General features: G+C 70.6%; 24 protein-coding genes and 2 tRNA genes. 19 read left to right on the forward strand and 7 right to left on the reverse strand.

Features of this window, described 5'->3' with window-relative positions; genetic code table 11:
- The first annotated feature begins 8 nt into the window (after nucleotides 1-8).
- Entirely contained in the window at nucleotides 9-1,412 is a 1,404-nt protein-coding gene (locus NOO62_RS26455; RefSeq protein ID WP_268773344.1) for a dipeptidase, read from the forward strand.
- 114 nt (nucleotides 1,413-1,526) lie between these two features.
- Nucleotides 1,527-2,474 (forward strand): NAD(+) diphosphatase, encoded by a 948-nt coding sequence (nudC, locus tag NOO62_RS26460; protein WP_268773345.1) that lies wholly within the window; start codon nucleotides 1,527-1,529, stop codon nucleotides 2,472-2,474.
- 28 nt (nucleotides 2,475-2,502) lie between these two features.
- On the opposite strand, the gene NOO62_RS26465 is transcribed toward nudC, so the two are convergent.
- On the reverse strand, nucleotides 2,503-2,742 hold the full coding sequence (locus tag NOO62_RS26465; protein ID WP_268773346.1) for a mycoredoxin: 240 nt from the start codon (nucleotides 2,740-2,742) through the stop codon (nucleotides 2,503-2,505).
- Between the two features lie 69 nt (nucleotides 2,743-2,811).
- Here NOO62_RS26465 and NOO62_RS26470 point away from each other — a divergent pair, with 69 nt between their 5' ends.
- The 5 genes from NOO62_RS26470 (at nucleotide 2,812) to NOO62_RS26490 (ending at nucleotide 6,801) form a co-directional block, all read left to right on the forward strand.
- On the forward strand, nucleotides 2,812-5,100 hold the full coding sequence (locus NOO62_RS26470) for an ATP-dependent DNA helicase UvrD2 (protein WP_321170657.1): 2,289 nt from the start codon (nucleotides 2,812-2,814) through the stop codon (nucleotides 5,098-5,100).
- A gap of 163 nt (nucleotides 5,101-5,263) precedes the next feature.
- The gene (locus tag NOO62_RS26475; protein WP_268773348.1) at nucleotides 5,264-5,605 is read left to right on the forward strand and encodes a hypothetical protein; all 342 of its coding nucleotides are present in this window, start codon (nucleotides 5,264-5,266) and stop codon (nucleotides 5,603-5,605) included.
- 169 nt (nucleotides 5,606-5,774) lie between these two features.
- Nucleotides 5,775-6,143, forward strand: coding sequence for a WhiB family transcriptional regulator (locus NOO62_RS26480; RefSeq protein WP_268773349.1), 369 nt, complete (start codon nucleotides 5,775-5,777; stop codon nucleotides 6,141-6,143).
- Nucleotides 6,140-6,463 carry a hypothetical protein gene (locus tag NOO62_RS26485; protein WP_268773350.1) on the forward strand — a complete coding sequence of 108 codons (324 nt, stop codon included), beginning with the start codon at nucleotides 6,140-6,142 and terminating at the stop codon, nucleotides 6,461-6,463. The genes NOO62_RS26480 and NOO62_RS26485 overlap by 4 nt, the downstream gene beginning before the upstream one ends.
- Before the next feature lie 116 nt (nucleotides 6,464-6,579).
- Entirely contained in the window at nucleotides 6,580-6,801 is a 222-nt protein-coding gene (locus NOO62_RS26490) for a hypothetical protein (protein WP_268775985.1), read from the forward strand.
- A 13-nt stretch (nucleotides 6,802-6,814) separates the two neighbouring features.
- Here the strand turns inward: NOO62_RS26490 and NOO62_RS26495 are convergent, their stop codons facing one another.
- Together NOO62_RS26495 and NOO62_RS26500 are read right to left on the reverse strand one after the other, a co-directional pair.
- Nucleotides 6,815-8,200, reverse strand: coding sequence for an ABC1 kinase family protein (locus tag NOO62_RS26495; protein WP_268773351.1), 1,386 nt, complete (start codon nucleotides 8,198-8,200; stop codon nucleotides 6,815-6,817).
- Between the two features lie 41 nt (nucleotides 8,201-8,241).
- Nucleotides 8,242-9,390, reverse strand: coding sequence for a ThiF family adenylyltransferase (locus tag NOO62_RS26500; RefSeq protein WP_268773352.1), 1,149 nt, complete (start codon nucleotides 9,388-9,390; stop codon nucleotides 8,242-8,244).
- 203 nt (nucleotides 9,391-9,593) lie between these two features.
- Between NOO62_RS26500 and NOO62_RS26505 the strand changes: the two genes are divergently transcribed.
- The 4 genes from NOO62_RS26505 to NOO62_RS26520 all read left to right on the forward strand — a co-directional run bounded on the left by NOO62_RS26505 (nucleotide 9,594) and on the right by NOO62_RS26520 (nucleotide 13,475).
- Nucleotides 9,594-10,217 (forward strand): M48 family metallopeptidase, encoded by a 624-nt coding sequence (locus NOO62_RS26505; protein WP_150216305.1) that lies wholly within the window; start codon nucleotides 9,594-9,596, stop codon nucleotides 10,215-10,217.
- Between the two features lie 117 nt (nucleotides 10,218-10,334).
- On the forward strand, nucleotides 10,335-12,011 hold the full coding sequence (locus NOO62_RS26510; RefSeq protein WP_268773353.1) for a TerD family protein: 1,677 nt from the start codon (nucleotides 10,335-10,337) through the stop codon (nucleotides 12,009-12,011).
- An 11-nt stretch (nucleotides 12,012-12,022) separates the two neighbouring features.
- A complete protein-coding gene (locus NOO62_RS26515; protein WP_150216303.1) occupies nucleotides 12,023-12,703 on the forward strand; it encodes an AIM24 family protein in 681 nt (226 codons plus the stop codon).
- A gap of 16 nt (nucleotides 12,704-12,719) precedes the next feature.
- Complete coding sequence (locus NOO62_RS26520; RefSeq protein ID WP_268773354.1) at nucleotides 12,720-13,475, forward strand: AIM24 family protein; 756 nt, start codon at nucleotides 12,720-12,722, stop codon at nucleotides 13,473-13,475.
- Between the two features lie 65 nt (nucleotides 13,476-13,540).
- Here NOO62_RS26520 and NOO62_RS26525 read toward each other — a convergent pair whose 3' ends face one another.
- Entirely contained in the window at nucleotides 13,541-14,065 is a 525-nt protein-coding gene (locus NOO62_RS26525) for an NUDIX hydrolase (protein WP_268773355.1), read from the reverse strand.
- Complete coding sequence (locus NOO62_RS26530; RefSeq protein ID WP_268773356.1) at nucleotides 14,062-15,537, reverse strand: zinc-dependent metalloprotease; 1,476 nt, start codon at nucleotides 15,535-15,537, stop codon at nucleotides 14,062-14,064. The genes NOO62_RS26525 and NOO62_RS26530 overlap by 4 nt, the downstream gene beginning before the upstream one ends.
- Before the next feature lie 191 nt (nucleotides 15,538-15,728).
- On the opposite strand from NOO62_RS26530, the gene NOO62_RS26535 reads away from it, so the two are divergent.
- From NOO62_RS26535 to NOO62_RS26550, 4 genes are all read left to right on the forward strand, one after another.
- Nucleotides 15,729-16,841 carry an SDR family oxidoreductase gene (locus NOO62_RS26535; protein WP_268773357.1) on the forward strand — a complete coding sequence of 371 codons (1,113 nt, stop codon included), beginning with the start codon at nucleotides 15,729-15,731 and terminating at the stop codon, nucleotides 16,839-16,841.
- 139 nt (nucleotides 16,842-16,980) lie between these two features.
- Nucleotides 16,981-17,445 carry a molybdenum cofactor biosynthesis protein MoaE gene (locus tag NOO62_RS26540; RefSeq protein WP_268773358.1) on the forward strand — a complete coding sequence of 155 codons (465 nt, stop codon included), beginning with the start codon at nucleotides 16,981-16,983 and terminating at the stop codon, nucleotides 17,443-17,445.
- A 140-nt stretch (nucleotides 17,446-17,585) separates the two neighbouring features.
- Nucleotides 17,586-17,756: a hypothetical protein gene (locus NOO62_RS26545; RefSeq protein WP_190329437.1), complete on the forward strand. Its 171-nt coding sequence runs from the start codon at nucleotides 17,586-17,588 to the stop codon at nucleotides 17,754-17,756.
- An 82-nt stretch (nucleotides 17,757-17,838) separates the two neighbouring features.
- Nucleotides 17,839-18,924: a PDZ domain-containing protein gene (locus NOO62_RS26550; protein WP_268773359.1), complete on the forward strand. Its 1,086-nt coding sequence runs from the start codon at nucleotides 17,839-17,841 to the stop codon at nucleotides 18,922-18,924.
- A 97-nt stretch (nucleotides 18,925-19,021) separates the two neighbouring features.
- Here NOO62_RS26550 and NOO62_RS26555 read toward each other — a convergent pair whose 3' ends face one another.
- On the reverse strand, nucleotides 19,022-19,561 hold the full coding sequence (locus NOO62_RS26555) for a PPA1309 family protein (RefSeq protein ID WP_268773360.1): 540 nt from the start codon (nucleotides 19,559-19,561) through the stop codon (nucleotides 19,022-19,024).
- Nucleotides 19,562-19,709: 148 nt separating this feature from the next.
- On the opposite strand from NOO62_RS26555, the gene NOO62_RS26560 reads away from it, so the two are divergent.
- The 4 genes from NOO62_RS26560 to NOO62_RS26575 all read left to right on the forward strand — a co-directional run bounded on the left by NOO62_RS26560 (nucleotide 19,710) and on the right by NOO62_RS26575 (nucleotide 25,029).
- The gene (locus tag NOO62_RS26560; RefSeq protein ID WP_268775787.1) at nucleotides 19,710-22,664 is read left to right on the forward strand and encodes a UPF0182 family protein; all 2,955 of its coding nucleotides are present in this window, start codon (nucleotides 19,710-19,712) and stop codon (nucleotides 22,662-22,664) included.
- A 50-nt stretch (nucleotides 22,665-22,714) separates the two neighbouring features.
- Nucleotides 22,715-22,788, forward strand: a tRNA-Met gene (locus tag NOO62_RS26565).
- Between the two features lie 226 nt (nucleotides 22,789-23,014).
- A complete protein-coding gene (locus NOO62_RS26570; RefSeq protein ID WP_268773361.1) occupies nucleotides 23,015-24,877 on the forward strand; it encodes a sel1 repeat family protein in 1,863 nt (620 codons plus the stop codon).
- Between the two features lie 78 nt (nucleotides 24,878-24,955).
- A tRNA-Met gene (locus NOO62_RS26575) sits at nucleotides 24,956-25,029 on the forward strand.
- Between the two features lie 82 nt (nucleotides 25,030-25,111).
- On the opposite strand, the gene NOO62_RS26580 is transcribed toward NOO62_RS26575, so the two are convergent.
- Nucleotides 25,112-26,248 carry an ABC transporter substrate-binding protein gene (locus tag NOO62_RS26580; protein WP_268773362.1) on the reverse strand — a complete coding sequence of 379 codons (1,137 nt, stop codon included), beginning with the start codon at nucleotides 26,246-26,248 and terminating at the stop codon, nucleotides 25,112-25,114.

The following is a 26,248-nucleotide window of genomic DNA, read 5'->3' on the forward strand; positions in this document are numbered from 1 at the left end:
TCGTGACCATGAGCGAGACACCGGACAGCGCCGTCCGCACGTACATCGAGAACCACCGCGCCGCCTTCCTCGACACCCTCTCCGAGTGGCTGCGCATCCCGTCCGTGTCGGCGCAGCCCGACCACGCCGGGGACGTGCGCCGCAGCGCGGAGTGGCTCGCCGCGTCCCTCAAGGAGACCGGCTTCCCGACCACGGAGGTCTGGGAGACGCCCGGGGCGCCCGCCGTCTTCGCCGAGTGGCCCTCCGACGACCCGGACGCACCCACCGTCCTCGTCTACGGCCACCACGACGTCCAGCCCGCCGCCCGCGAGGACGGCTGGGACACCGACCCCTTCGAGCCCGTCGTCCGGGGAAACCGCCTCCACGCGCGCGGGGCGGCCGACGACAAGGGACAGGTGTTCTTCCACACCCTCGGCGTACGCGCCCACCTCGCCGCCACCGGCCGCACGGCGCCCGCCGTCCACCTCAAGGTGCTCGTCGAGGGCGAGGAGGAGTCCGGCTCCCCGAACTTCCGGGCGCTCATCGAAGCCCACAAGGACCGCATCGCCGCCGACGCGGTGATCGTCTCCGACACCGGCATGTGGTCGGAGGACACCCCGACCGTCTGCACGGGCATGCGCGGCCTCGCCGAGTGCGAGATCGCCCTGCACGGCCCCGACCAGGACATCCACTCCGGCTCCTTCGGCGGCGCCGTGCCGAACCCCGCCACCGAGGTCGCCCGCCTCGTCGCCGCCCTCCACGACGAGCACGGACGCGTGGCGGTACCCGGCTTCTACGAAGGCATCACGGAACTCACCGACCGCGAGCGCGGACTCTTCGCCGAGCTGCCCTTCGACGAGGGCCGCTGGCTGCACACGGCCAAGTCACACGCCACCCACGGTGAGGCGGGACACACCACCCTGGAGCGGATATGGGCCCGCCCCACCGCCGAGGTCAACGGCATCGGCGGGGGCTACCAGGGCGTGGGCAGCAAGACGATCATTCCGTCGTCCGCCCTGGTGAAGCTCTCCTTCCGACTGGTCGCCGGACAGGACCCGGCCCACGTCGAGCAGGCCGTCCGCGCCTGGGCCGCCGACCGCATCCCCGCCGGAATCCGCCACACGGTCACCTTCGGCTCCGCCACGCGCCCGTGCCTGACCCCGCTCGACCACCCCGCCCTGCAGTCCGTCGTACGCGCGATGGGCCGCGCCTTCGAGCAGAAGATCCGCTTCACGCGCGAGGGCGGCTCGGGACCCGCGGCCGACCTCCAGGACGTCCTCGGGGCACCCGTGCTCTTCCTGGGCATCTCGGTGCCCTCCGACGGCTGGCACGCGCCGAACGAGAAGGTCGAGATCGACCTGCTGCTCAAGGGCGTCGAGACGACCGCGCACCTCTGGGGCGACCTCGCCGAGAACTGGCGCGATGCACGCTGAGACCCGCCCGGCCGCCGAGCACACCCCGCCCCACGACCCACCCCGCACACCGCCGCACGTCCTGCCGCACGCCTTGCTGAACCACCCATTCCATCGGGGGAGTTGGAAGCACCTGTGACCACCTGGACCGACCACACCGCAGACCGACCCGTCTCGCTGACCGCGCCGAGCGGCATCGACCGCGCCGCGCACCACCGCATGGACGAGGCGTGGCTCGCCGCCGCCTGGAGCCACCCCACCACCCGGGTCTTCGTGGTCTCCGGCGGCCAGGTGCTCATCGACGAGACGCCCGAGGGACACACCGAACTGGTGAAGACGCCCTCCTTTGAAGCGCCGCTCACCGAGGAGCACCGCTACTTCCTCGGCACGGACGACGACGGCGTCAGCTACTTCGCGCTCCAGAAGGACACCCTGCCGGGCCGCATGGACCAGTCGGCGCGCCCCGCCGGACTGCGCGAAGCGGGCCTGCTCCTGTCACCCCGCGACGCGGGCCTGATGGTGCATGCCGTGGCCCTGGAGAACTGGCAGCGCCTGCACCGATTCTGCTCGCGCTGCGGCGAGCGCACCGTCATCGCGGCCGCCGGCCACATCCGCCGCTGCCAGGCCTGCGGTGCCGAGCACTACCCCCGCACGGACCCCGCCGTGATCATGGCGGTCAGGGACAGCGAGGACCGCATCCTCCTCGGCCGCCAGGTGCACTGGCCCGAGGGCCGCTTCTCCACCCTCGCGGGCTTCGTCGAGCCGGGGGAGTCCATCGAGCAGTCGGTGCGGCGCGAGGTCTTCGAGGAGGCGGGCGTCACGGTCGGCGACGTCGAGTACGTCGCCAGCCAGCCCTGGCCGTTCCCCTCCAGCCTCATGCTGGGCTTCATGGCCGACGCGACCTCCTCGGAGATCAACGTGGACGGCGAGGAGATCCAGGAGGCCCGCTGGTTCTCCCGGGAAGACCTGCGGGCCGCATTCGAGTCCGGGGAGGTCCTGCCTCCCTACGGCATCTCGATTGCGGCCCGGCTGATCGAGCTCTGGTACGGAAAGCCCCTGCCGAAGCCGGGGACCGTGGGCTGAGCCCCGCCCGCACCGTGTGCGGCGCGTCTCAGACCAGCTTCTGCTTGACCTGCGCCAGCGAGGGGTTCGTAAGGGTCGAGCCGTCCGGGAAGAGAACGGTGGGGACCGTCTGGTTTCCGCCGTTCGCCTTCTCGACGAAGGCCGCCGAGTCCGGGTCCTGCTCGATGTTGATCTCGGTGTAGGCGATGCCCTCACGGTCCATCTGACCCTTGAGGCGGCGGCAGTAGCCGCACCACGTGGTGCTGTACATCGTCACAGTGCCCGGCATGTCTCTTGTGCTCCTTCGTTGCTCGGGGTGCGTCATCGCAATGGGTCGAACGTACGCGACCCGGCCACCATTCCCGTATTAGTACGACCGGCTCCGCCTCCCTGTGGACAACGGGCTCACCCGCCCCCGCAGACCTGGCAAGCTGGCTGGGTGACATCAGCAACGCACTCCACCCTCTTCCCGCAGGTCCCGGACTCTCCCGACGCGGTGCTCGACGGGCTCGACCCGGAGCAGCGCGAGGTCGCCACCGCCCTGCACGGGCCGGTGTGCGTCCTTGCCGGTGCCGGTACCGGCAAGACCCGGGCGATCACCCACCGGATCGCCTTTGGGGTGCGGGCCGGCATGCTCCAGCCCGCCAGTGTGCTCGCCGTCACCTTCACCAACCGCGCCGCCGGAGAGATGCGCGGCCGCCTCCGCCAGCTCGGCGCCTCCGGCGTCCAGGCCCGCACCTTCCACTCCGCGGCCCTGCGCCAGCTCCAGTTCTTCTGGCCGAAAGCAGTCGGTGGCCCGCTGCCCCGGATCGTCGACCGCAAGATCAAACTCGTCGCGGACGCCGCCGCGGCCTGCCGCATCCGCCTGGACCGGAACGAGCTGCGCGACCTCACCAGCGAGATCGAGTGGTCCAAGGTCACCCAGACCGTCCCCGCCGACTATGCGGCCGCCGCCGCGAAATCGGGCCGTGACGTCCCCCGCGACCCCGCGGAGATCGCCCAGCTCTACGGGGCGTACGAAGACCTGAAGCGCGACCGCGCCGTCATCGACTTCGAGGACGTGCTGCTGCTCGCCGTCGGCATCCTCCAGGACCGGCACGACATCGCCGAACAGATCCGCGCCCAGTACCAGCACTTCGTGGTGGACGAGTACCAGGACGTGAGCCCCCTGCAGCAGCGCCTTCTGGAGCTGTGGCTCGGCGACCGGGACAGCCTCTGCGTCGTCGGCGACGCCAGCCAGACGATCTACTCGTTCACCGGCGCGACCCCCGACCACCTCCTGAACTTCCGCACCCGCCACCCGGGGGCCACGGTCGTCAAGCTGGTCCGTGACTACCGCTCCACTCCCCAGGTCGTCCACCTCGCCAACGGCCTGCTCTCCCAGGCCCGCGGCCGCGCAGCCGACCATCGCCTGGAGCTCGTCTCACAGCGCGACGCCGGACCGGAACCGGTCTATACGGAGTATGTGGACGAGCCCGCCGAGGCCGAAGGCGCCGCCCGCCGCATCCGCGCCCTCCTCGCCGACGGCGTCCCGGCCAGCGAGATCGCGGTCCTCTTCCGTACGAACTCGCAGTCGGAGATCTACGAACAGGCGCTCGCCGACGCCAACGTCCCCTACCAGCTGCGGGGCGCCGAGCGGTTCTTCGAGCGCACGGAGGTGCGCGAGGCGGGGGCTGCCCTGCGAGGCGCCGCCCGCTTCGGGGGCAACGACGCGCTCCTGGACGACGTGGTCGACCTTCCCTCCCAGGTCCGCGCCGTGCTCTCCACCAAGGGGTGGACGACCGAGCCCCCCGCGGGGTCCGGGGCGGTGCGCGACCGCTGGGAGTCCCTGGCGGCGCTGGTACGGCTCGCCGAGGACTTCGCGCGGGCCAAGCCGGAGGCGACCCTCGCCGATCTCGTGGCCGAGCTCGACGAGCGGGCGAACGCCCAGCACGCCCCCACCGTCGAGGGCCTCACGCTGGCCTCGCTGCACGCCGCCAAGGGCCTGGAGTGGGACGCCGTGTTCCTCGTGGGCCTCGCCGAAGGCATGATGCCGATCACCTACGCCAAGACGGACGAGCAGATCGAGGAGGAGCGCCGCCTCCTCTACGTGGGAGTGACCCGCGCCCGCGTCCACCTCTCCCTGTCCTGGGCCCTCTCTCGCTCTCCGGGCGGCCGTCCCAGCCGTCGCCCCAGCCGCTTCCTCGACGGGTTGCGGCCGGGCTCCGGAGCGGGCGCGGCGGCCCGGACCGCGGCCGGCGGCCCCGGTGGCGTCGAGCGCGGCAGCGGCGGGACCGCCGGCCCCGCGGCGGGACGACGGCAGCGCAAGAGCCGTACGCCCGCCCGCTGCCGGGTCTGCGGCCGGACCCTGACCGAGGCGGGCGAGATGAAGCTCATGCGGTGCGAGGACTGCCCGTCCGACATGGACGAAGGGCTCTACGAGCGGTTGCGGGAGTGGCGATCCGGCCAGGCGAGGGAGCTGGGACAGCCCGCCTACTGCGTCTTCACGGACAAAACCTTGATCGCGATTGCGGAGGCAGTGCCCGACGACGAGGGCGAGCTGGCCCGGATCCCCGGCGTCGGCGTCCGCAAGTACAACCGGTTCGGCGCCGACGTGCTCGCCATCTGTGCAGGTCAGGACCGTGTAAGGGGCGCCGATGACGAGTGATTCAAACTCGTCGAAAAAATAGTTTGCGCATGCGCAAGGAAGACCCATAGGTTCTTAACACGGAAACAGCGGCTTCTCCGAAGCCGGGGTTCCGTGCTGTACTTGACAGTCCGCAGGACCGGTTCCGGCCGATCCCCTAGACGCCGAGAGGAGGCGAATTCCAGTGATCAGCAACAACGAGAGCTTCATCAGCACCGCGAAAATGACCGATCGCTCGGTCGTCGCTTCCTGCCTGCTCGGCTTCTCGAACCAGGGCACCGGTCTGTCCGGCGGCATCCCCGCCGTCCGTCCGATGTCTCCCTCCCTGCCTCTCGCCGGTCTTCCCGTCCGCGAGGCCAATGAGGGCAATGAGCGACCGACCAAGGCACCGGAAGCAGCAGTAGCGGAGGCGCAGGCCCAGGCCTATGCCTTTGCGGCAGCCGGTGCCGGATTCCGGAAGCAGACGACGCAGCACCACACGATGTGGGCCTTCCGTGGGCTCGAACCCTGGAGTGATCCAGTCTGATCGACGATCAGACCGGCGCCTTCAGGGCCGCGGAACCCCACCCGGGATCCGCGGCCCTTCTGTTTTCCCCAGAACAGGGAGAACGGAGCGAAGGGGCCGACAGCAAGACCCGGTACCAGCCGCCAACCGGCCGACCCAGGCCGGCACGACCAGACGAGGAAAACCCACCGTGCAACTCGAAGCGCACGCCCCGTCCGTACCGCCTTCACAGACGCTCCCCCCGCCCGCACCCACGGAGGACCCGACCTTGACTCCCCTCACCGCGCTCACCGCGCTCGACGACGCCATCGAGAACCTCGGCGTACCCGTCCCCTGCCGTGCCTACGACCCGGAGGTCTTCTTCGCGGAGTCGCCGACCGACGTCGAGTACGCCAAGTCCCTCTGCCGCACCTGCCCGCTGATGGAGGCCTGCCTCGCGGGCGCCAAGGAGCGGCGTGAGCCGTGGGGCGTCTGGGGCGGCGAGCTGTTCGTCCAGGGTGTCGTCGTTGCCCGCAAGCGGCCGCGTGGTCGCCCGCGCAAGAACCCGGTCGTCGCATGAACACCGCCGGAACCATCGACCGCCCCCTCACGCACGACCCCAAGAAGCAGGCCCCGATGAAGGCAGCCACCAGCGACTCGGCAGGCACCGCCACCCCAGACTTCACCACCACCGGCGCGTACGTTCCGCGCCAGAACAGGATCCGCAAGATGCAACTCAGCCCCGAAGCCATGGCTCGTGCGCATATGCACGAGCGCCTGCGCGAAGCCGAGGCTCAACGCCCGGTCGAGCGCCTGATGGCTGCCCGCCGCATGCAGCGCCGCGCGGAGCGCGCCTCGCTGCGTGCCCGGCGCGCGCTCGCCATAGCGGTCATGCAGTAACAGCCGCGAAGGCGCATCGGCACGACGACAGATGTACGCGGGGGACGGTCCGAACGGACCGTCCCCCGCAGTGCGTTGTGCCCACGATCTTTCCCGCGCGGCGATATGGTCGCCCGGTGGAACAGCAGAACCGCCAGCCCCCGGAGACGGAGACGGAGCCGATGCCGGTGCCGGTGCCGGAGCAGCTCGTGTGCTCACGCTGCGGCACGGTCGCCGAGGGCACGCCGCCGACCTGGACCTGCTCCGTGGAGAACGGCGTCCGCCACTACTTCTGCGACGCCTGTGCCCGCGCCAATCTCAGAGCCATCGAAGGGCGCCTCGACTCCGACTGGTGGTGAGCCGCCCCACGGCTCAGGCCTCCACCTCGACCGCGTCGGTCCCCTCGGCCTCCTCGGTCTCCTCCAACTCCTCCGGCTCCTCGACGAAGCCGGGCAGCCACTCCTCCAGCTCGTCCCGCATCCGCACCGTCGCATTCAGCTGGCACAGCACTCCGATCGTGCTCACCGTCACGCGGTGTATCAGCAGGTAGGCGGGCGGCAGGTTCAGATACCGGCCCAACTGGTAGGCGGGAGAGCGGACATCGGCCAGCCGGGCCGCGTGCTTGCGCATCCAGGCGCGGGTGAAGGTGAACTCCTCGACCGCCATGGGTTCGATGATCGGCAGCAGGTAGTCGAGCACCGCCTGCGGTTCCAGATCGACGGACTCCTTGACGAAGCCCTCCTCGCACAACATCTCGTAGACCGCGTCGGCCTCGCCCTCGAGCGTCATCCGCAGGGACGTCCCGATGGTCGGGGGCAGCCCGTCGGGCAGCCGGTCGACCGTGCCGAAGTCCAGGACCCCGAGGCGATACCCCGCCTTCTCGTCGAAGAGCAGCCGGAAGTTCCCGGGGTGCGGATCGGCGTGCAGCAGACCCGTGCGCGCGGGACCGGAGAAGAGGAAGCGGGCCAGGAGCTGACCCGCCCGGTCGCGCTGCTCCTCCGTGCCGTCCGCGATCACCTCGGAGAGCGGCGTCCCGTCCATCCACTCGGTCACCAGGACCTGGTCGCTCTGGTGCACCACCTGCGGCACCACCACGTCCGGGTCGTCCGCGAACTCATCGGCGTGCGCCTGCTGGGCCTGGGCCTCCAAGCCATAGTCCAGCTCTTCCGACACACGGTCGCGCAGCTCCGCGATGAGCGGCTTGATGTCCATCCCAGGGATGAGCGGCCCCAGCAGCCGGGCGAACCGGCTGAGCTGATTGAGATCGGACAGCAGCGCCTCACCCGCTCCCGGGTACTGCACCTTGACCGCGACCTCACGGCCGTCCGCCCACACGGCCCGGTGCACCTGCCCGATCGACGCGGCGGCCGCGGGCTTCTCCTCGAACTCCAGGAACAGCTCGCGCCAGTCCTTGCCTAGCCGTTCCTCCAGGACGGCGTGCACCGTCCTGGTGGGCATCGGCGGCGCCGCTTCCTGCAGCTTCGTCAGCGCCGCGCGGTACGGTCCCGCGACCTCCTCGGGCAGCGCGGACTCGAAGACGGACAGGGCCTGCCCGAACTTCATGGCGCCGCCCTTCAGCTCGCCGAGGACCTTGAAGAGCTGCTCGGCCGTGCGCTGCTGCAGCTCGCGCCCCACGATCTCCGCGGACTTGCCCCCGATCCGCTTGCCCAGCCCCCAGGTCGCGCGTCCCGCGAAGCCGAGTGGCAGCGCGGCCAGTTTGGCGGTACGGGTGACCGCCTTCCGGGGAAGATCAGACATGCGCCCCTCCAAGTCCCAGACAGCCGCGCCTTGTCAGGCGGTTACCCGGCCATTGTTGCGTGCGGCGTATCAGCAGCGGTGGGCCGATCCCCCTTAACGGACACGCCCGCCCCACAAGAGCATGATGGATGCGGCCAAATCGGGCTCGAGAGCCACTCGAATCCGGGAACGGAGGCCGTGTGACGGACCCCCGCACAGGCCGAAGGACCGCCGTCCAGGAAGGTCAGGGCGTGCCCCGCCGCCAGGCCCGCGACCGAGGTCGACAGCGCCAGGTCGCACGCGGGTACGTGGCGCGAGTGGCCCGAGCGCCACTGGGCCAGCATGCGCGGCCAGGTGGGATCGCGCTCCGCGCGCTGCCGGAACAGACACTCGGCGCACGCGGTCGTGCCCGGCAGGACCAGGGGGCCGACCACGCCCGTCCCCTCGAGCACGCCGGCGTAGAGATGAGGGGTGCCCGAGGCGAGCAGTTCCTCGGTCGCCGCCGGGGACGGCGCATACGCGTCCAGGCCGTCCCTCGGGGCGATGATCACGAGGGACAGGTCCGCTCCTTCCCTTTCGGCGGCCTGTCGGGACGGCCGGGACTGTCGGGGTGGACGACCGGGGGCCGCCTGTCGCACCATCCGTCGCGCGGCCGTGTCCCTGCGCTCGCCGACGGACTCGGCGGGCAGCCCGCCCGGCGCGACATCCCACGGACGCACCTGCCCGCCGTCCCGCACCTCGACACGCCCGACCCCCGCCCCCGCCAGCAACGAGGCCACCACGGCGCCCACCCGACCGGCACCCTGGACCCGCACCCGCACGGTCCGGCGCGCCGCCACCTTCGCGATCGCATCGCCCGGCTCCGGCGACAGGAGCGAGAGCGAGGCCACATCACCCCGCAGCCGGTCCAGGCTCTCGCCGCGCTCACGCAGCGCATCGGCCGCCGGGCCGCCCCCGGTCGAGTCGTCGAGGAGACCGGCCCGCGACAGCTCTCCCAGCAGCCGGTCCACGTGCCCGTCGGGCAGCCCCATCCGCCGACCCTCCTCGCGCAGCAGAGGAACTCCCCGGGTGCCGTCCAGCAAGGTCAGGAAGCTGCTCGTCGCCGTGTCCATCGGGCCGAGCACCAAGGCGTGCGCGGGCGCCACCCCGAACTGCACGGTGCTCAGGTCCCGCCAGCCGCGCCGCAGCGCGGGCTTCAAGATCGGATGCATGGTCGTCCCCCGTCGGCCGGTCGGCGCGGATCCGTCCACCGCGCTCGATCGAATGCCAGAATGCCCGCCTCACCGGACCCCTGCGTCGCGTTGTCCACAGGCGGTGGGTATTCGTCGTACTAATCAAACGGACGGGGAGCGGAACAGCGCCGAACCGTCCCGGAGGCGGGACTTCCCCTATGCCCAGCGGGTAACGTCGGGGCGTGCCCGCCGACCCGTCTCCTCGCGTCGCTGGGGAGACCTCAGCGCGTCGCGCCGGAGCTCCGCAGCGCAGCACGACCAGCCCGTCGCCGTCCGGCACGGGGACCAGCGCGGTCGAGGTGAGGCGGAGCGCCCGCCGCCGCAGAACGGTCTCCGCGTACCGGGAGGGCGACCGCACCGTCGTCCTCATCCCCGCACGCATGTCCGAGGCGGAGGAGCAGCGCTGGGTCAACGTGATGCTCGACAAGCTCGCGGCCCAGGAGAGCAAGCGGCTCCTCGGCGACGCGGAGCTCGCCGAGCGCGCGGGGCAGCTCTCCGACCAGTACTTCGCAGGCCGCGCCAGGCCCGAGTCGGTCCGCTGGGTCACGAATCAGAACACCCGCTGGGGCTCCTGCACCCCGGCCGAGGGCAGCATCCGCCTCTCGCACCGGCTGCAGGGCATGCCCGAGTACGTCGTGGACTACGTCCTCGTCCATGAACTCGCCCACCTCCTCGTCCCCGGCCACGGCCCCAGCTTCTGGCGTCTCCTGGAGGCCTACCCCCGCACCGAGCGCGCCAGGGGGTACCTCGAAGGCGTGGTGGCGGCCGGTCGCCTGCCGCACCTGCCCGCCGCCCGCGAGGAGTGAACGTCCGCCGGGTCCCGCAGTTGTGTAGCGGGTCTGTACCGGCTTGGTCCGCCGTCGGACTTTGCGGTTAGCCTGACGCGACGTATTCACATTCGGGATGGGGGACGGTCGTTACGTATGGCCAGGGAATTCCAACGCGGCCACAAGGCCAAGGTCAGTGACCTCACCGCCGGAACCGATCTGTACGTCGGCGTACAGATCTCGGCGCCGGGACTGACGTTCGACATCAGCTGCTTCGGCCTGGACGCGAGCGAGCGGCTCTCGGACGACCGTTACTTCATCTTCTTCAACCAGCCGAAGTCGCCCGAGGAGTCGATCCAGCTCCTGGGCGCCCAGGCGGGCGACTCCGAATCCTTCCGGGTCACGCTCGACCGCATCCCGCAGCAGATCCAGCGCCTCTCGTTCACGGCGACGATCGACGGCGCCGGGCAGATGTCGCAGGTCGCCTCCGGGTACATCCGCATCGTCGCGGGCGGCGAGGAAGTGGTGCGCTACGCCTTCACCGGAGCGGAGTTCTCCACCGAGCGCGCCGTCATGCTGGGTGACTTCTACCTGAAGGACGTCTGGCGCTTCGCCGCCATCGGACAGGGCTTCGACGGCGGGCTCGACGCGCTCCTGCGGAACTTCGGCGGCGAGGTCGCCGAGGAGGAGCCCGCCGCCCCGCAGCAGCAGGCCGGCGCGCCCTCCTTCGCGCCGCCCGCCCAGGCCACCGCGCCGCCCGCGTTCGGCGCCCCGGCAGCCGCAGCACCGCAGCAGGCGCCTGTCCCGGCCCCCGCACCCGCCCCGGCCCCCGCGCAGCACTTCGCACCGCCGCAGGGCGCCACACCGCCTCCGCCGCCCGCCCCCATGGAACCGTCGGTGCACGCGGCGCAGACCGTCGTGGCCCCGCTGAACCAGCCGCCGGGAGGGACCGTGCCGCCCCCGCCGGCCCCCTCGCCGTACGGCCAGCCGGGCCAGCAGCCCCCGCAGCAACCACAGTTCGGCCAGATCCCCGGCCAGCAGCCGACCGCCCCGCCGCCCCCGGGATACGGCCAGCAGCCCACCGCCCCGCCGCCGCCCGGCTACGGCCAGCAGCCCCCTGGTGGTCAGTTTCCCGGTCAGCCCGCCGCCCCGCAGGGCGCGGTACCCCAGGGCGCCGGTGTGGCAGCGGCCCTCCAGAAGTACCGCGAGGCCCCCACCGGCCAGCGCTGGACGCAGCAGAACGAGAAGCTGGTCCGCGTCGACCTGGGCGTCGCCGAGCAGCCCATCCTGGCCCGCCAGGGCAGCATGGTGCTCTACCAGGGCAAGGTCGAGTTCAGCTACAAGGGCGCGGGCTTCGCCGGCCGCATCGTGGGCAACGCCACCGGCCAGGAGATGCAGCTGATGCGCTGCTCCGGCCGCGGTCAGGTCTTCCTCGCGGAAGAGGCCACCCACCTGCACCCCATCGAACTCCAGGGTGACGCGATCTGCGTCTCCGCGGAGAACGTCCTCGCCTTCGACGAGACCCTCCAGCACGAGGTGCGCAGGATCGAGGGCCACGGCATCCCCGGCGGCGCACTGTTCGTCATGCAGTTCCAGGGCACCGGCACGGTCGTCGTGAAGACGCACGGCGTGCCCGTCGTGCTGCCCGTCACGCCGACGACGTTCGCGGACTGCCACGCCGTCGTCGCCTGGTCGGCCGCCGCTCAGGCGATCGTCTCCAGCCAGGTCAGGCTGCGCAGCAACGCGTACGCGGGCTCCACGGGGGAGAGCGTGAACCTCCAGTTCCGCGGCGCGCCCGGCAATTTCATCGTCGTCCAGCCGTACGAGGTCTGAGGGAGCCCGTCATGAACCAGCAACTCGCGGGCTTCGCTCCCGCACCCGTAGCCGCCCGCATGGAGAACCACGGCCACCACATGGTCAAGGTGGCCATGCAGACCGGCAACGACCTCTTCGCGCGCGTGGGCTCGATGGTCGCCTACGAAGGGTTCGTGCAGTACGAGCCGAATCCGCCCGCCGTCCGTCAGGTCGCGCGCGAGTGGATGACCGGCGAGGGCGCACCCCTGATGAAGTGCTCAGGAGACGGCCTGCTCTACCTCGCCGACTACGGAGCGGACGTCGTCCTCATCAACCTGGCGGGCGACTCCCTCTCGGTGAACGGCACCAACCTGCTCGCCTTCGACGCGTCCCTCCAGTGGGGCGTCGAGCGAGTCAAGGGCATGGCCAAGTTCGCCGGACAGGGCCTCTGGAACATCAAGATCTCCGGCCAGGGCTGGGTCGCGCTGACCTCCCGCGGCACGCCGATCGTCGTCGACTGCGGCCGCGGCGACGACGAGACGTACGTCGACCCGGACGCCCTGATCGCCTGGTCCCCGAACCTCAAGGTGAAGGGCAAGCGCAGCTTCAAGGCCGGCTCCCTCATCGGGCGCGGCAGCGGCGAGGCCTACCAGATGGGCTTCTCCGGAGAGGGCATCGTCGTCGTACAGCCCAGCGAGGACAGCACCGACCGCCTCCGAGCACGGGGCTGAGGGGGAGCAGGACACCATGCAGAGCCCACTTTTCGCGCACGCCGAACAGCAGACCCAGGAGCGCTACTCCGTCCAGAACCCGCAGCTGCTGCGGGTCGCCCTGGAGGGGCACGACGACGTCCTGGCCCGCAAGGGCGCGATGGTCGCCTATCAGGGGCTGCTCGAGTTCGACGCCGAGTACCAGAGCCAGGGCAACCAGCGGGCCCGCGCGCACACCGGCGAGGGCCTGGACCTGATGCGCTGCCACGGCCAGGGCACGGTCTACTTCGCCAACCTCGCCCAGTACATCCACGTAGTGGATGTCGACCAGGACGGGCTGACCGTGGACAGCAGCTACGTCCTCGCGATGGACTCGTCGCTGACCCACCAGGTCATCGCCGTCGACAGCCAGTACGGCATCTCCGGCTCCGGCAAGTACCAGCTCAACATCAGCGGCCGCGGCAAGGTCGCCCTGATGACGTCGGGTCAGCCGCTGATGCTGCAGGTCACGCCGGAGCGGTACGTCAACGCGGACGCCGACGCGATCGTCGCCTGGTCCAACGGCCTGCGCGTCCAGATGCAGGCCCAGACGCATTCCTCGGGCGTCTGGCGGCGCCGCGGCAACACCGGCGAGGGCTGGGAGCTCAGCTTCATGGGCCAGGGCTACGCGCTGGTCCAGCCGAGCGAGATGCTGCCGCCGCAGAACGTGGAAGTCGGACGGGGCGCCCAGGCGCAGTTCGGGATGGGCCAGCAAGGGGCCCGGGGGCAGAACCAGGGCAACGTCTGGAGTTAGTCCGGACGAGCCATCTCTCATGCGTAAGGGGCGACCGCCATGGCGGTCGCCCCTTACGCATGAGATCAGAGCCTGGCGCGCGTCGCCGCCACGAGGCGCACGACCGATTCGTCCGCCACGCCCGCCACCTCGTCGTACGCGAACCAGCGCAGGTCCAGTGACTCGTCGCTGATCGCCTCGACCGCGTCGGCCGGGGCGAGCGCCGCGTACTGCACGTCCAGGTGCTGCGTGCACGGCCCCGGGATCGGGTGCCGGTCCAGGCGGACGGGGCCGCCCGCGAGCAGCGTCAGGCCGGGCACGCCGGACTCCTCCGTGGCCTCGCGCAGCGCCGCCGCGGCGAGCGTCGCATCGCCCGGCTCGCAGTGACCGCCCATCTGAAGCCACATCCGCAGCTTCTTGTGCAGGGTCAGCAGGACGCGCCCGCGGGACGGGTCGACCACCAGGGCGCTCGCCGTCACATGGCCGTCGGTGCAGGACTTCCACATCCCGTCGTCGCCGTGCGCGGCCAGGTGGTCCAGGTAGGCCTGGCGCAGCTCGGGCTGGTCCTCGTACCCCTTGAGCACGAGGACCGTGTCGTCGTACAGACTCACTTGTCGCCGTCGTCCTTGCCGTCGCCCTCGGTGTCGTCCCCGGCGTCCTTCTTGAGGTCGGGCTTGGCAGCGCCACCGCCCGCCGCTTCGCCGAGCATCTTGTCCAGCTCGGAGAAGTCCAGCTGCTCGCGGTGCACGAAACCGTCCGGATCGTCCAGGTCGGAGGCGGTCGGCAGCATGTCCGGGTGCTCCCACAGGCCGTCGCGGCCGTCGACGCCGCGCGCGTCCGTGAGCGAGGCCCACAGGCGCGAGGCGTCCCGCAGGCGGCGCGGGCGCAGCTCCAGGCCGATCAGCGTGGCGAACGTCTGCTCCGCGGGGCCGCCCGTCGCACGGCGACGGCGCAGCGTCTCGCGAAGGGCGTCGGCGGACGCCAGACGCGGCTTCGCGGCGGCGTGGACCACCGCGTCCACCCAGCCCTCCACGAGCGCCAGAGCGGTCTCCAGGCGGGCCAGAGCGGCCTTCTGGGCCGGGGTGTCCTCCGGCTGGAACATGCCCTGCTGGAGCGCCTCCTGCAGCTGCTCCGGGTTCTGCGGGTCGAGCTGGCCGACGACGTCCTCCAGCTTGGCCGTGTCGACCTTGATCCCGCGCGCGTACCCCTCGACCGCGCCGAACAGGTGCGAGCGCAGCCACGGGACGTGGGCGAAGAGCCGCTGGTGGGCGGCCTCGCGCAGCGCCAGGTACAGCCGGACCTCGTTCTTGTCGACGCCGAGGTCCTTGCCGAACGTCTCGATGTTCACCGGCAGCAGTGCTGCCTTGCCCGAGGGGCCGAGCGGCAGACCGATGTCGGTGGAGCCCACGACCTCGCCCGCGAGCACGCCCACGGCCTGGCCGATCTGCTGGCCGAACATGGCGCCGCCCATGGAGCGCATCATGCCGATCAGCGGGCCCGCCATGGCCTGCATCTCCTCGGGCAGCACATCGCCCATGGCCAGGCCGACGCGCTCGGCGACCGGGTCGACGAGCTCCTTCCAGACCGGCAGGGTCGCCTCGACCCACTCGGCCCTGCTCCAGGCCACGGCCGTGCCGGACCCGGACGGCAGCGACGTCGCGTCGTCCAGCCACAGGTCGGCCAGGCGCACGGCCTCCTCGACGGCGGAGCGCTCGGCCGGACCGACGCTGGCGTCCTTGGTGCCGTCAGCCGTGCCCTGCGACACGGTCTGGCGGGCGATGTCCTTGGCCATGTCCCAGTTCACCGGGCCGCCCTCGTACGAGAGCATCTGGCCCAGCTGCTGGAACGCGGCACCCAGGTCGTTCGGGTTCATGGAACCGAACATCGCGGCGAACGGATTGTCACCGCCTCCGGGGCCGCCGGCTCCGGCTCCGGGGAAGCCCCCGAAACCGAACGGGTTCGCGGGTCCACCTGCGCCCTGTCCCCCGCGCTGTCCCTCTCCAGGGGATTCCTTCTTCTTGCCCTCGTCGCCGTCTTCCGGCTCCTCCGGCGGAAGGCCGAATCCGAATGGGGTGTCACTCACGGGATTCCTCGGCTCGTCAGGCCGCCGGTTTCGTTCCGGCGGCGGCTGCCCTACAACACCACCCAGCGTAGACACCGTGACGGGATCGGGCCTCGGTGCTTCGCCGACTCATGGCCTGCGGCAGGATGGATGCCACCTGGTACGTACGCGTCATTCGTGTACGTACTGAAGACAACCGCTGGAGACGCCCGGTGAGTTCCCCAGATCCACAGGTTCGCGCAGCGCGAAACCCGTCAACCCCGGCGCCCGTCCGGGGGCCCGTAGTCGCCGTCACCGGCGCCGCCTCCGGTGTGGGCGCGCTGCTGACCGAGCGCCTTGCCACGTCGGAGGCGATCAAGCAGGTCATTGCGATCGACGAGCGCAGGGGCGACTGCACTCAGGCCCAGTGGCACATCCTGGACGTGCGTGATCCGGCCATCGCGGAGAAGCTGCGCGGCGCGGACGTCGTCGTGCACCTGGCGCTCGATCTCGACCTGGAGACCGACGGCGCGGCCCGCACCGCGTACAACGTGCGCGGCACCCAGACCGTCCTGACCGCCGCGGCCGCCGCGGGCGTCCACCGCGTCGTCCTGTGCACCTCGGCGATGGTCTACGGAGCACTGCCCGACAACGAACTGCCCCTCTCCGAAGACGCCGAACTGCGCGCCACGGCCGAGGCCACCGGTGTCGGCGACCTCCTGGAGGTGGAGCGCCTCGCCCGCCGGGCGCCCCGCGCGCACCCCGGCCTCAATGTCACCGTCGTACGTCCCGCGACGCTGGTCGGCGGCACGGACACGGCCCTCACGCGCTACTTCGAGTCGCCCCGGCTCCTGGTCGTCGCCGGTTCGCGGCCTGCCTGGCAGTTCTGCCACGTCGAGGACTTGTGCAGCGCTCTGGAGTACGCCGTCCTGGAGAAGGTCGACGGCGAGCTGGCCGTCGGCTGCGAGGGCTGGCTGGAGCAGGACGAGGTCGAGGAGCTCAGCGGGATCCGGCGCATGGAGCTGCCCTCCGCGGTCGCGCTCGGTGCCGCCGCCCGGCTGCATCGCATCGGCCTCACCCCGTCCCCTGCCGGAGACCTGGCGTACACGATGTACCCCTGGGTGGTCAGCGTCAGCAGGCTGCACGACGCCGGGTGGCGTCCCCAGTGGACCAACGAGGAAGTCCTCACGGAACTCCTCGACGAGGTCTCCGGGCGGCGCACGGTGGCCGGCCGACGGCTCGGCCGCAAGGACGCCACGGCCGCGGGCGCGGCGGGCGCGACGGTCGCCCTGCTGGGCGCGGCCGCGGTGGTGCGCAGGGCACGGAAGGCCCGCAGGAGGATCTGAGGGGCACTGGGACCGCTCACCGCCGAGGGAGGGACTGCGCGGCGTAAGCGGCCCCTGTAGGGAGCTCCAAGGCACGACACGCGCGCGCCGGGCGAAAGGTCTATTCCGTGATGCGCGTGCCGTGCGGCACCATGGCCGCATGGCACGCACCACGATGGACCACCCCGGCGAGCAGGCCGCGCAGGACCCGATCCGCCTGCTCGCGATCCGTGACACCCCGCTCTCCCTGGACGAGGTCTTCCGGGCCGTCGGCGACGACGCGGCGGGCGGCACGGCACTCTTCGTGGGGACCGTGCGCAATCACGACGGCGGCGCCGACGTCGACGAGCTGGGGTACTCGACGCACCCGTCCGCCGAGGCCGAGATGCGCCGGGTGGCCGAGAAGGTCGTCGCCGAGTACCCGGTGCGCGCCCTGGCCGCCGTGCACCGCGTCGGGGACCTCGCCGTCGGGGACCTCGCGGTGGTCGTGGCCGTCTCCTGCCCGCACCGCGCGGAGGCCTTCGACGCCTGCCGGAAGCTGATCGACGACCTCAAGCACGAGGTGCCGATCTGGAAGCACCAGCGCTTCTCCGACGGCAAGGAGGAGTGGGTCGGGGCCTGTTGATTCGGGGCCGGCTCCCTGAGGTGCGACGGGACCGTGCGGCTCCGGTTGCGTAACCGGACCCCTGCCGTGAGCGTTGACCATGCGGATGGTTAATCTGCTGATCAGTCAGTTGAGATGGCTCATGGGGTCGGGAGGTCGACATGGCATCACTCGCGTGGTTGCTGATTCCGCTCCTGGCAGCCGTCGGAGCGGGTCTGTGGGCGAGCTGGGCAGCACGCAACCGCAAGTCCGGACGGACGGGCGACGTCACCGAACTCAACGGCTACGCCGCGTTCCGCGAGGCGATGGAGAAGTCCCACACGGGGACGTGACCGCGTCCGCACCCTGACGCGACCTCCCCGTACGGCCCGGCCCCGGGAGTGCTCCCACAGGCAGGTCCCGTACTGTCGTTCCATGCCACGCCGCACCGCGACGATGCTCGCCTCCACCTTGATGCTGATCGCGCTGCTCTGCGCCGGAGTGCTCATCAAAGTGCCGTACTCGGAGATGTCCCCCGGCCCCACGGTGAACACCCTCGGCGACCACGACGGTGAGCCGGTGCTGCAGATCTCCGGACGCAAGACCTATCCGACGACCGGTCACCTCAACATGACGACGGTCAGGGTCACCAGCGCCGACTACAACATGAACCTCGCGGAGGCCGTCTACGGCTGGCTGGCCCACGACAACATCGTGGTGCCGCACGACACGCTCTACCCGAACGGCAAGACCGAACAGCAGTCCTCCCAGGAGAACGCCGAGGAATTCAGCGAGTCCCAGGAGAGCGCCAAGGTCGCGGCCCTCAGGGAGCTGGACATCCCGGTGAAGTCCCAGGTCATCGTCTCCACCGTCTTCAAGGGAGACCCGGCGGAGGGCAAGCTGCACGCGGGCGACGTCATCAAGAAGGTGGACGGCAAGCCCGTCAAGGAGATGACGGACGTCGCGAAGCTCGTCACCGAGCACAAGCCCGGCGAGCCCGTCACGTTCACGGTCGTGCCGGTCAAGGTCGCGGCGGCCGCCGAGAAGGCGGGCAAGGAGCCGACCGAGACCGACGAAATCAAGATCACGACGAAGGCCGCGGAGGACGACCCCGACCACGCCGTCGTCGGCATCAAGGCGGGCACCGACCACACGTACCCGTTCACGATCGACATCAAGCTGGCCGACGTGGGCGGTCCGAGCGCCGGTCTGATGTTCGCCCTCGGCATCGTCGACAAACTGACCCCGGACGACCTCACCGGCGGCAACTTCGTGGCCGGCACCGGCACCATCGAGGTCAACGGCAAAGTCGGCCCGATCGGCGGCATCGAGATGAAGACCGTCGGCGCGCGCGAGAAGGGCGCCGAGTACTTCCTCACGCCCAAGGACAACTGCGCGGCCGCCGCCGGCGACGTCCCCGACGGCCTGACGCTCGTCAAGGTGGACACCATCGCCGACGCCGTGAAGTCCCTGGAGAAGATCCGCAAGGGCGACACCGGCAGCCTGCCGCAGTGCTCCTGAAACGTCGCCTGAACATCTCCTGAAACAGCGGTACGCGGGTGGGGAGCCCCACCCGCGTACTGAACGGAATCCGCGTACAGCGGAAGAAGACGTACCGCTACGCGAACGTCGCCGCGAGCGCCTCGGCCAGGCCGGGCACCAGGGCCGAACCGGTGAGGACCTCGGTCGGCGAGTCCTTCTCGCGCAGCCGCAGCGCGGACTCGCGCGCACCGTCACGGAGCACCGCGACCGTCATGCGGACCTCCTGGCGGTCCGGGTGCTCGGCCACCCACTTCGCGAGCTGCGCCTCACCGAGACCGTCAGGGACGGACGCCTCGGCGGACGGCGGCAGCATCAGGCGCTCCACCGTGAGGGCGCAGCCCGCCACCGCGTCCGGCCAGGCGATGGTGCCGAGGAATTCGTCCAGCGGCTTGTCCGCGGGAATCTCCTCCTGCTCGATGGGGGTGTAGCCGGCGTGTTCCACGCCGTCGTCGAGGCCGAGCTGGGAGGCGAGGCCGGGTTCCTGTGTGCGCAGTCGCGCCGTGTCTACCAGCGCGAAGAGGCGGGCGGGCCGGTCCCAGCCGAGGCCGGATACGTACTCGTCGATCTCGAGGACCGCCCGAGTGAGGGGGCTCGCTGCCATGGGAGTGTTGGACATGGTCACAATCCTGCCTCGTTAGTCCCGAGAAACGGGAACCGAGTAAAGCGTAGGTAAGTTGCATAGGTGTGGGTCCGCGATCTCGGGGGCCTGACGGACCAACAGAGAATCAACAGCGAACTTCGAGGTGCGCACCTTGGCTTTCCAGATGCCGGACCGCGGCGGAGGCCCGACGGGGCCACGGATCAGAGTGGGCCGACCCTCCCGGCGCGTCCGGACCCTGCTCATGACACTGGGGGTCCTTGCCGTACTGGCCATGGCCTTCGTCATGTTCTCCGGGTTCTGGACGGACTGGCTGTGGTACCGCTCGGTCAACTATTCGTCGGTCTTCACGACGACCCTGTGGACCAAGATCGGCCTGTTCTTCGTCTTCGGCCTGCTCATGGCGGCCGCAGTCGGCGTGAACATCTGGCTGGCGCACCGGCTGCGCCCGCCGCTGAGCGCCATGTCGATGGAGCAGCAGAGCCTCGACCGGTACCGCATGGGAATCGCCCCCTACAAGAAGTGGCTCCTCATCGGAGTGACCGCTCTGGTGGGGCTGATCGCGGGCGCGTCCGCGGCGGGACAGTGGCGCACCTGGCTCCTGTGGGTCAACGGTGTGTCCTTCGGCCAGAAGGACCCGCAGTTCCACATGGACGTGTCGTTCTTCGCGTTCGACCTGCCCTGGTACCGCTTCCTGCTCGGCTTCGGCTTCGCGGCGACGGTGCTCTCCCTGGTCGCCGCCGCCCTGACGCACTACCTGTACGGCGGGCTGCGGATCACCAGCCCCGGCGCGCGCGCGACCGCCGCGGCCACCGGTCACCTCTCGGTGCTGCTCGGTGTCTTCGTGTCGCTGAAGGCCATCGCGTACTGGCTCGACCGGTACGGCCTCGCGGTGAAGTCCAGCGACTTCAAGGCGACCGGTAACTGGACGGGCCTGCGGTACGTCGACGCGAACGCGTACCTGCCGGCGAAGACGATCCTGTTCTGCATCGCCGTCATCTGCGCGATCCTCTTCTTCGCGACGCTCTGGCGGCGCACCTGGCAGCTGCCCGTGATCGGCTTCGGTCTCATGGTGCTCTCGGCGATCCTCATCGGCGGGCTCTACCCCGCGATCGTCCAGAAGTTCCAGGTCCAGCCGAACGAGCAGGCCAAGGAAGCGCCGTACATCGAGAAGAACATCGAGGCCACCCGCAATGCCTACGGCATCAATGGTGTGAAGCCCGAGGAGTACAAGGGCGGGGGGAAGGTCGACGAGGATCCGAAGAAGAAGCGCGAGAACGCGGACACGGCGGCCAACTACCGCCTGAACGACCCGAACATCGTCTCGCCGACCTTCCAGCAGCTGGAGCAGGAGCGCAGCTACTACCAGTTCCCGAAGACGCTGGACGTGGACCGGTACAACGGCCAGGACACCATCGTCGGCCTGCGCGAGATCGACGTGAACAAGCTCGACAAGCGCAACTGGATCAACGACCACTTCGCCTACACGCACGGGTACGGCATGGTCGCCGCCAAGGGCACGGAGACGAAGAAGGGCTCCAAGGGCGCTCCGGCGTTCACCGAGTCCGGTCTGCCGACCAACGGCGATCTCGGTGAGTACGAACAGCGGATCTACTACGGCGAGAAGACCAGCCAGTACTCGATCGTGGGCGGGCCCCAGAAGGAGCTCGACTACGAAGAGAACGGCGGCGGTCAGAAGACGTACAGCTACAAGGGCGACAGCGGCGTCAACCTCTCCAACCCGATCAACCGCGCGGCGTACGCGGTGTCGTTCGGAGAGCCGCAGATCCTCTACTCCGGAGCCATCGGCGACGGTTCGCGGATCCTGTACAACCGCACGCCCAAGGAGCGCGTCGAGGCGGTCGCCCCGTGGCTGACCATCGACGGCGACGTCTACCCGACCGTGGTCGACGGCCGCATCCAGTGGATCGTCGACGCCTACACCACGAGCAACGGCTACCCGTACGCCTCGCGGACGACGCTCGGCGACACCACGGCGGACTCCCTGTCGCAGGCCGACAGCCAGCGCACGGTGATCGCCCAGCAGAACCAGGTCAACTACATCCGGAACTCGGTGAAGGCGACCGTCGACGCGTACACCGGTGACGTCAAACTCTATACCTGGGACGAGCAGGACCCGGTCCTGAAGACCTGGAAGAAGGCGTTCCCGGGGACCGTCAAGGACAAGAGCGACATCCCGCCGAAGCTCATGGACCACCTGCGCTACCCGCAGGACATGTTCAAGGTGCAGCGCGAACTGCTCACGAAGTACCACGTCACGGACCCCGGCCAGTTCTACAACGCGAGTGACGCCTGGCAGGTGCCGAACGACCCGACGAAGAAGGACGACAGCGCGGTCCCGCCGTACTACCTGTCCATGAAGTCGCCGGGCCAGACGCAGCAGCAGTTCTCCCTGACGACGACGTTCACCCCGAGCGAGCGGCCCAACCTACGGGCGTTCATGACGGTCGACGCCGACGCCAGAAGCAAGAACTACGGCAAGATGCAGCTGCTCAGAGTCCAGGGCGACGTCGACGGCCCTGAACAAGTGCAGAACAAGCTGAACTCCATGACAGAAGTCGGCAACTTCGTCCGGGACATGAAGGGCGCCGACTCCGACGTCCTCTACGGCAATCTGCTGACCGTGCCACTGGACGACGGCTTCCTGTACGTCGAACCCGTCTACGTACAGGGACGCAAGTCGGCGTATCCCCTTCTGAAGAAGGTCGCGGTGTCGTACGGCACGGAGACCGCCTTCGCGGACACCCTCGGGGAGGGCCTGAACCAGGTCTTCAGTACGGAGGGGACCACCAAGCCACCGGCCGACCAGGACGGCGACGAGCCGACCAAGCCACCGAAGACGAACGATCCGACGGTGCAGGCGGCCCTCGACGACGCCCAGACGGCGTTCGAGGACGGTGAGAAGGCCATGAAGGACGGCGACTGGAAGAAGTACGGCGAGGCGCAGGACCGCCTTCAGGAGGCCCTTGAGCGGGCCGAGGAGGCCTCGCAGAAGGCCGCCGAGAAGAGCGACAAGAGCGCGGACAAGGACGCCGACAAGAGCGCCGACAAGAAGGACGCGGACAAGGACGCTGGTCAGGATGGGGACCAGTCCGGTTAGCGGGCGGTAAAGCACCCACCTCGCGCCGTGGTACGGTTTGAACACAACGGCGCGGGGTGGAGCAGCTCGGTAGCTCGCTGGGCTCATAACCCAGAGGTCGCAGGTTCAAATCCTGTCCCCGCTACTGCAAGGTGAAGGCCCGGATCCTTACGGATCCGGGCCTTCGTCGTGTGCAGCGGTGCCTGTCGTGTGCGGGTGGCCTATGCCAAGAAATGTGAACCGTGCTCGGTCGGGGGAGAGTTGGGGGATCTGTGTTTGACTTATCTCTCTGTGGGCATGTCGACAAAACGCTGAAGTGACCTCACTGGCTGCGGTATACCAGATGTACCCAGGTTGCAGGTGGTGCGACGATGGACGTTATGGGGGACAAGGCAACTCTGTTGGAGACAGGGCGGTTTGTGCAGCCGGCCGACCGGGAGGATCCCGGGGCGGCCGCCGAGGAGATGCGCCACCGGCTGGCCGCCGAGGCCGGCGACGTGGACGCGATGAGCGTTCTCGGAAGCCTTCTGCTGCGCCGCGGTGATCTCGACGGTGCCGAATCTCTGCTGCGCGCGGCGACCGCCGAGGGCGACCGCGCCGCCGCCAACAACCTCGGAGTCCTCCTGCACCAGCGCGGGTACGCCGACGAGGCCGCCGGCTGGTGGCGGGTCGCCGCCGTCGCCGGGTCCGCCGCCGCTGCGCACGCGCTCGGCAGGCACCACCGCGAGCGCGGCGACGAACCCGCCGCCGAGTACTGGCTGCGCCAGTCCGCCGAGCAGGGCCACACCCTCGGGGCGTACGCGCTGGCCGACCTCCTGGAGCACCGCGGCGACGTCGGGGCCGAGCGCTGGCTGCGCGCCGCCGCCGAGCGCGGCCACCGCGAGGCCGCCTACCGCCTGGCCCGCGCGCTCGACCGGCGTGCCACCACGGAGCGCCCGGAGCGTGCCGAGCGCCCCACAGCGGCCCCGCGACGCCGCACGGACCGCACGGACCGCACGGACCGTGCTGGTGATGCGACGCGCACGCCCGCCGACGAGGCCGAGCAGTGGTACCGCCAAGCGGCCGCCCGCGGCCACCGCAGGGCCGCGCTGCACCTCGGCGCGATCCTGGAGCGGCGCGGCGAGCTGAAGGAGGCCGGACGCTGGTACCTCAACTCCGCCAAGGACGGCGAGTCCCGGGCGGCCTGCGCCCTCGGGTTCCTGCTCCGGGACGCGGGCGACGAGGAGAGCGCCGCCGTGTGGTGGCTCAAGGCTGCCCAGGACGGTGACGGCAACGCCGCGAACGCGCTGGGCGCCCTGCACGCCGAGCGGGGCGAGACGCAGACCGCCGAGCGCTGGTACCGCGCCGCCATGGACGCGGGCGACGTGAACGGCGCGTACAACCTCGGGTTGCTCTGCGCCGAGCAGGGCCGCACCGCGCACGCCGACCAGTGGTACCGCCGCGCCGCGTACGCGGGACACCGCGAGGCGGCCAACGCGCTCGCCGTGCTGCTGCTCCAGGGCGGCGACGCGGCAGGCGCCGAGCCGTGGTTCTCCAAGGCCGCGGAGGCGGGCAGCGTCGACGCCGCGTTCAACCTCGGGATCCTCTACGCGAGCCGCGACGACGAGGCAGCCGCCCTGCGGTGGTACGAGCGGGCGGCGGCCGCAGGGCACACCGACGCCGCCCTCCAAGTCGGCACCGCGCGGCTGCGCGAGGGTGACGAGCAGGAGGCCGAGCGGCACCTGCGGTGCGCGGCGGGCGGCGGCAGCGCCGAAGCGGCGTACCGCCTCGGAACGCTGCTCGACGCCCGGCGCCCCCCGGCCGAGGCGCCGGTCCTCGGCGAGCCCGCGGCGGAGAAGACCGAGTGCGAGGAGTGGTACGAACGGGCGGCCGAAATGGGCCACCGCCGTGCCCAGGTCCGGGTCGGCATGCTCGCCTCGGCCCGCGGAGACGTCGTCGAGGCCGCGCGGTGGTACCGCACGGCGGCGGAGGCGGGCAGCAGCAACGGCGCGTTCAACCTGGGGCTGCTCCTGGCCCGGGAGGGCAGCGAGCCGGAGGCCGCGCTGTGGTGGACCCGGGCCGCCGACGCGGGGCACGGGCGGGCGGCGCTCCGGCTCGCCCTGCTGTACGCCCGGCGCGGGCAGCTGGCGCAGGGGCAGCGGTGGGCCTCGCGCGCCGTCGACCTCGGTCCCGCGGAGGTCGCCGAGCGTGCGGGGCGCCTGCGCGAGGCGCTGCGGCAGGAGCTGACGGCGTAGGCCCCGGATGCCGGTGCCGCACGCCAGGGGAACGGATTTGCGCTGGTCGTAGCGCTGACGTAGAGTTGTATTCACCGACGCGGGGTGGAGCAGCTCGGTAGCTCGCTGGGCTCATAACCCAGAGGTCGCAGGTTCAAATCCTGTCCCCGCTACTGACGGTCGAGGGCCGGAAGCCAATTGGTTTCCGGCCCTCGACTCATTTGTGCCCCCGGCTGGGCCGCGTCGGCGCACCGCTTACTTGTGGCCCACCGCCTCTTCGTACAGCTCGCGGTCCACCGCCCTCTTCTCCGGCACCTTGGCGCCCTTCGAGACGCCCGCCGCGCGGTACGCGTCCTGCAGACGGTCCGTCGTCCCCGCCCGGATCTCCCAGTCCATGCGCAGCGACGGCGTGGCCAGCAGGACCTCCTTGTCCGTGCTGAGCAGCTTGGCGAGCTCCGTCGCGAAGGTCTTGTCGGCCTTGTAGTCACCCGCGAAGTACGTGTTCACCGTCCGGATGTATGCGCGCAGCAGCGCGACACCCGCGTCCGGGTCCTTCTTCAGGAGGTTCGGTCCGAAGACGAGGCCGCCGAGCGGTTCGGCCTGTGGCTGGCCGCCGAGGAACGCGAACCGCTTGTCGCCGTCGATCTTGCGCCACACCGGATCCAGCAGCCAGGCCGCGTCGGTGCCGCCGTTCTGGAGCGCGGTGAGGACGTCCGCCGAGCCGAGCTGCTGGAACCGGATCTTGTCGAGCCCGCCGCCGTGCTTGCCGAGCGCCTTGCCCATGGGGTACGCGATGACGGACCCCTTGCCGATCATCGTGCCGAGCGTGCGGCCCGCCATGGGGACGTGGTCCGCTGTCTCGTCATCCTTCAGGCGTACCCACAGGCCGCTCTTGGAGCGGGGGTCCGGGGAGAAGTTGCCGGCCGTCCACTTGATGTCGAAGCCGCTGGTGATGCCGTTCATCACCGCGGCCTCCGGAGCGGCCCACTGGGCGTCGATGTCGCCCTTCGCGAGGAGGGGGAGCGCGTCGGGGGTGGGCAGGACCTTCAGGTCGACGTTAAGGCCCTCCTTTTTGAACTCGCCCTTCTCGACGGCCATCTGGAGGGGTGCCACGTACTCGGCGCTCAGGGTGCCGGTGGCGATCGTGAGGTCCCGCTTCTCGGCGAGCGGTTCGGGAGCGGGGGCGCCAGGGGTGCAGCGGGCCGGTTTACGGTCGGGGGTCAGATCGGCGGGGTCGGTCCAACCGGCCTTGCCGCAGCCCGCCACCGGGCTGACGGCGCGGGGCTTCGCGGGCCCGGCGGGCGGTGGTGCGTCGTCCTCCTTCGCGCAGCCCGCCGCCGCGAGCAGCGAGCCCGCCATGAGAAGTGCGAGAGCGGTGGTACGGGTACGCAT

The organism is Streptomyces sp. Je 1-369 (genome assembly GCF_026810505.1).
In the GTDB taxonomy this organism is placed as follows: Bacteria; Actinomycetota; Actinomycetes; order Streptomycetales; family Streptomycetaceae; genus Streptomyces.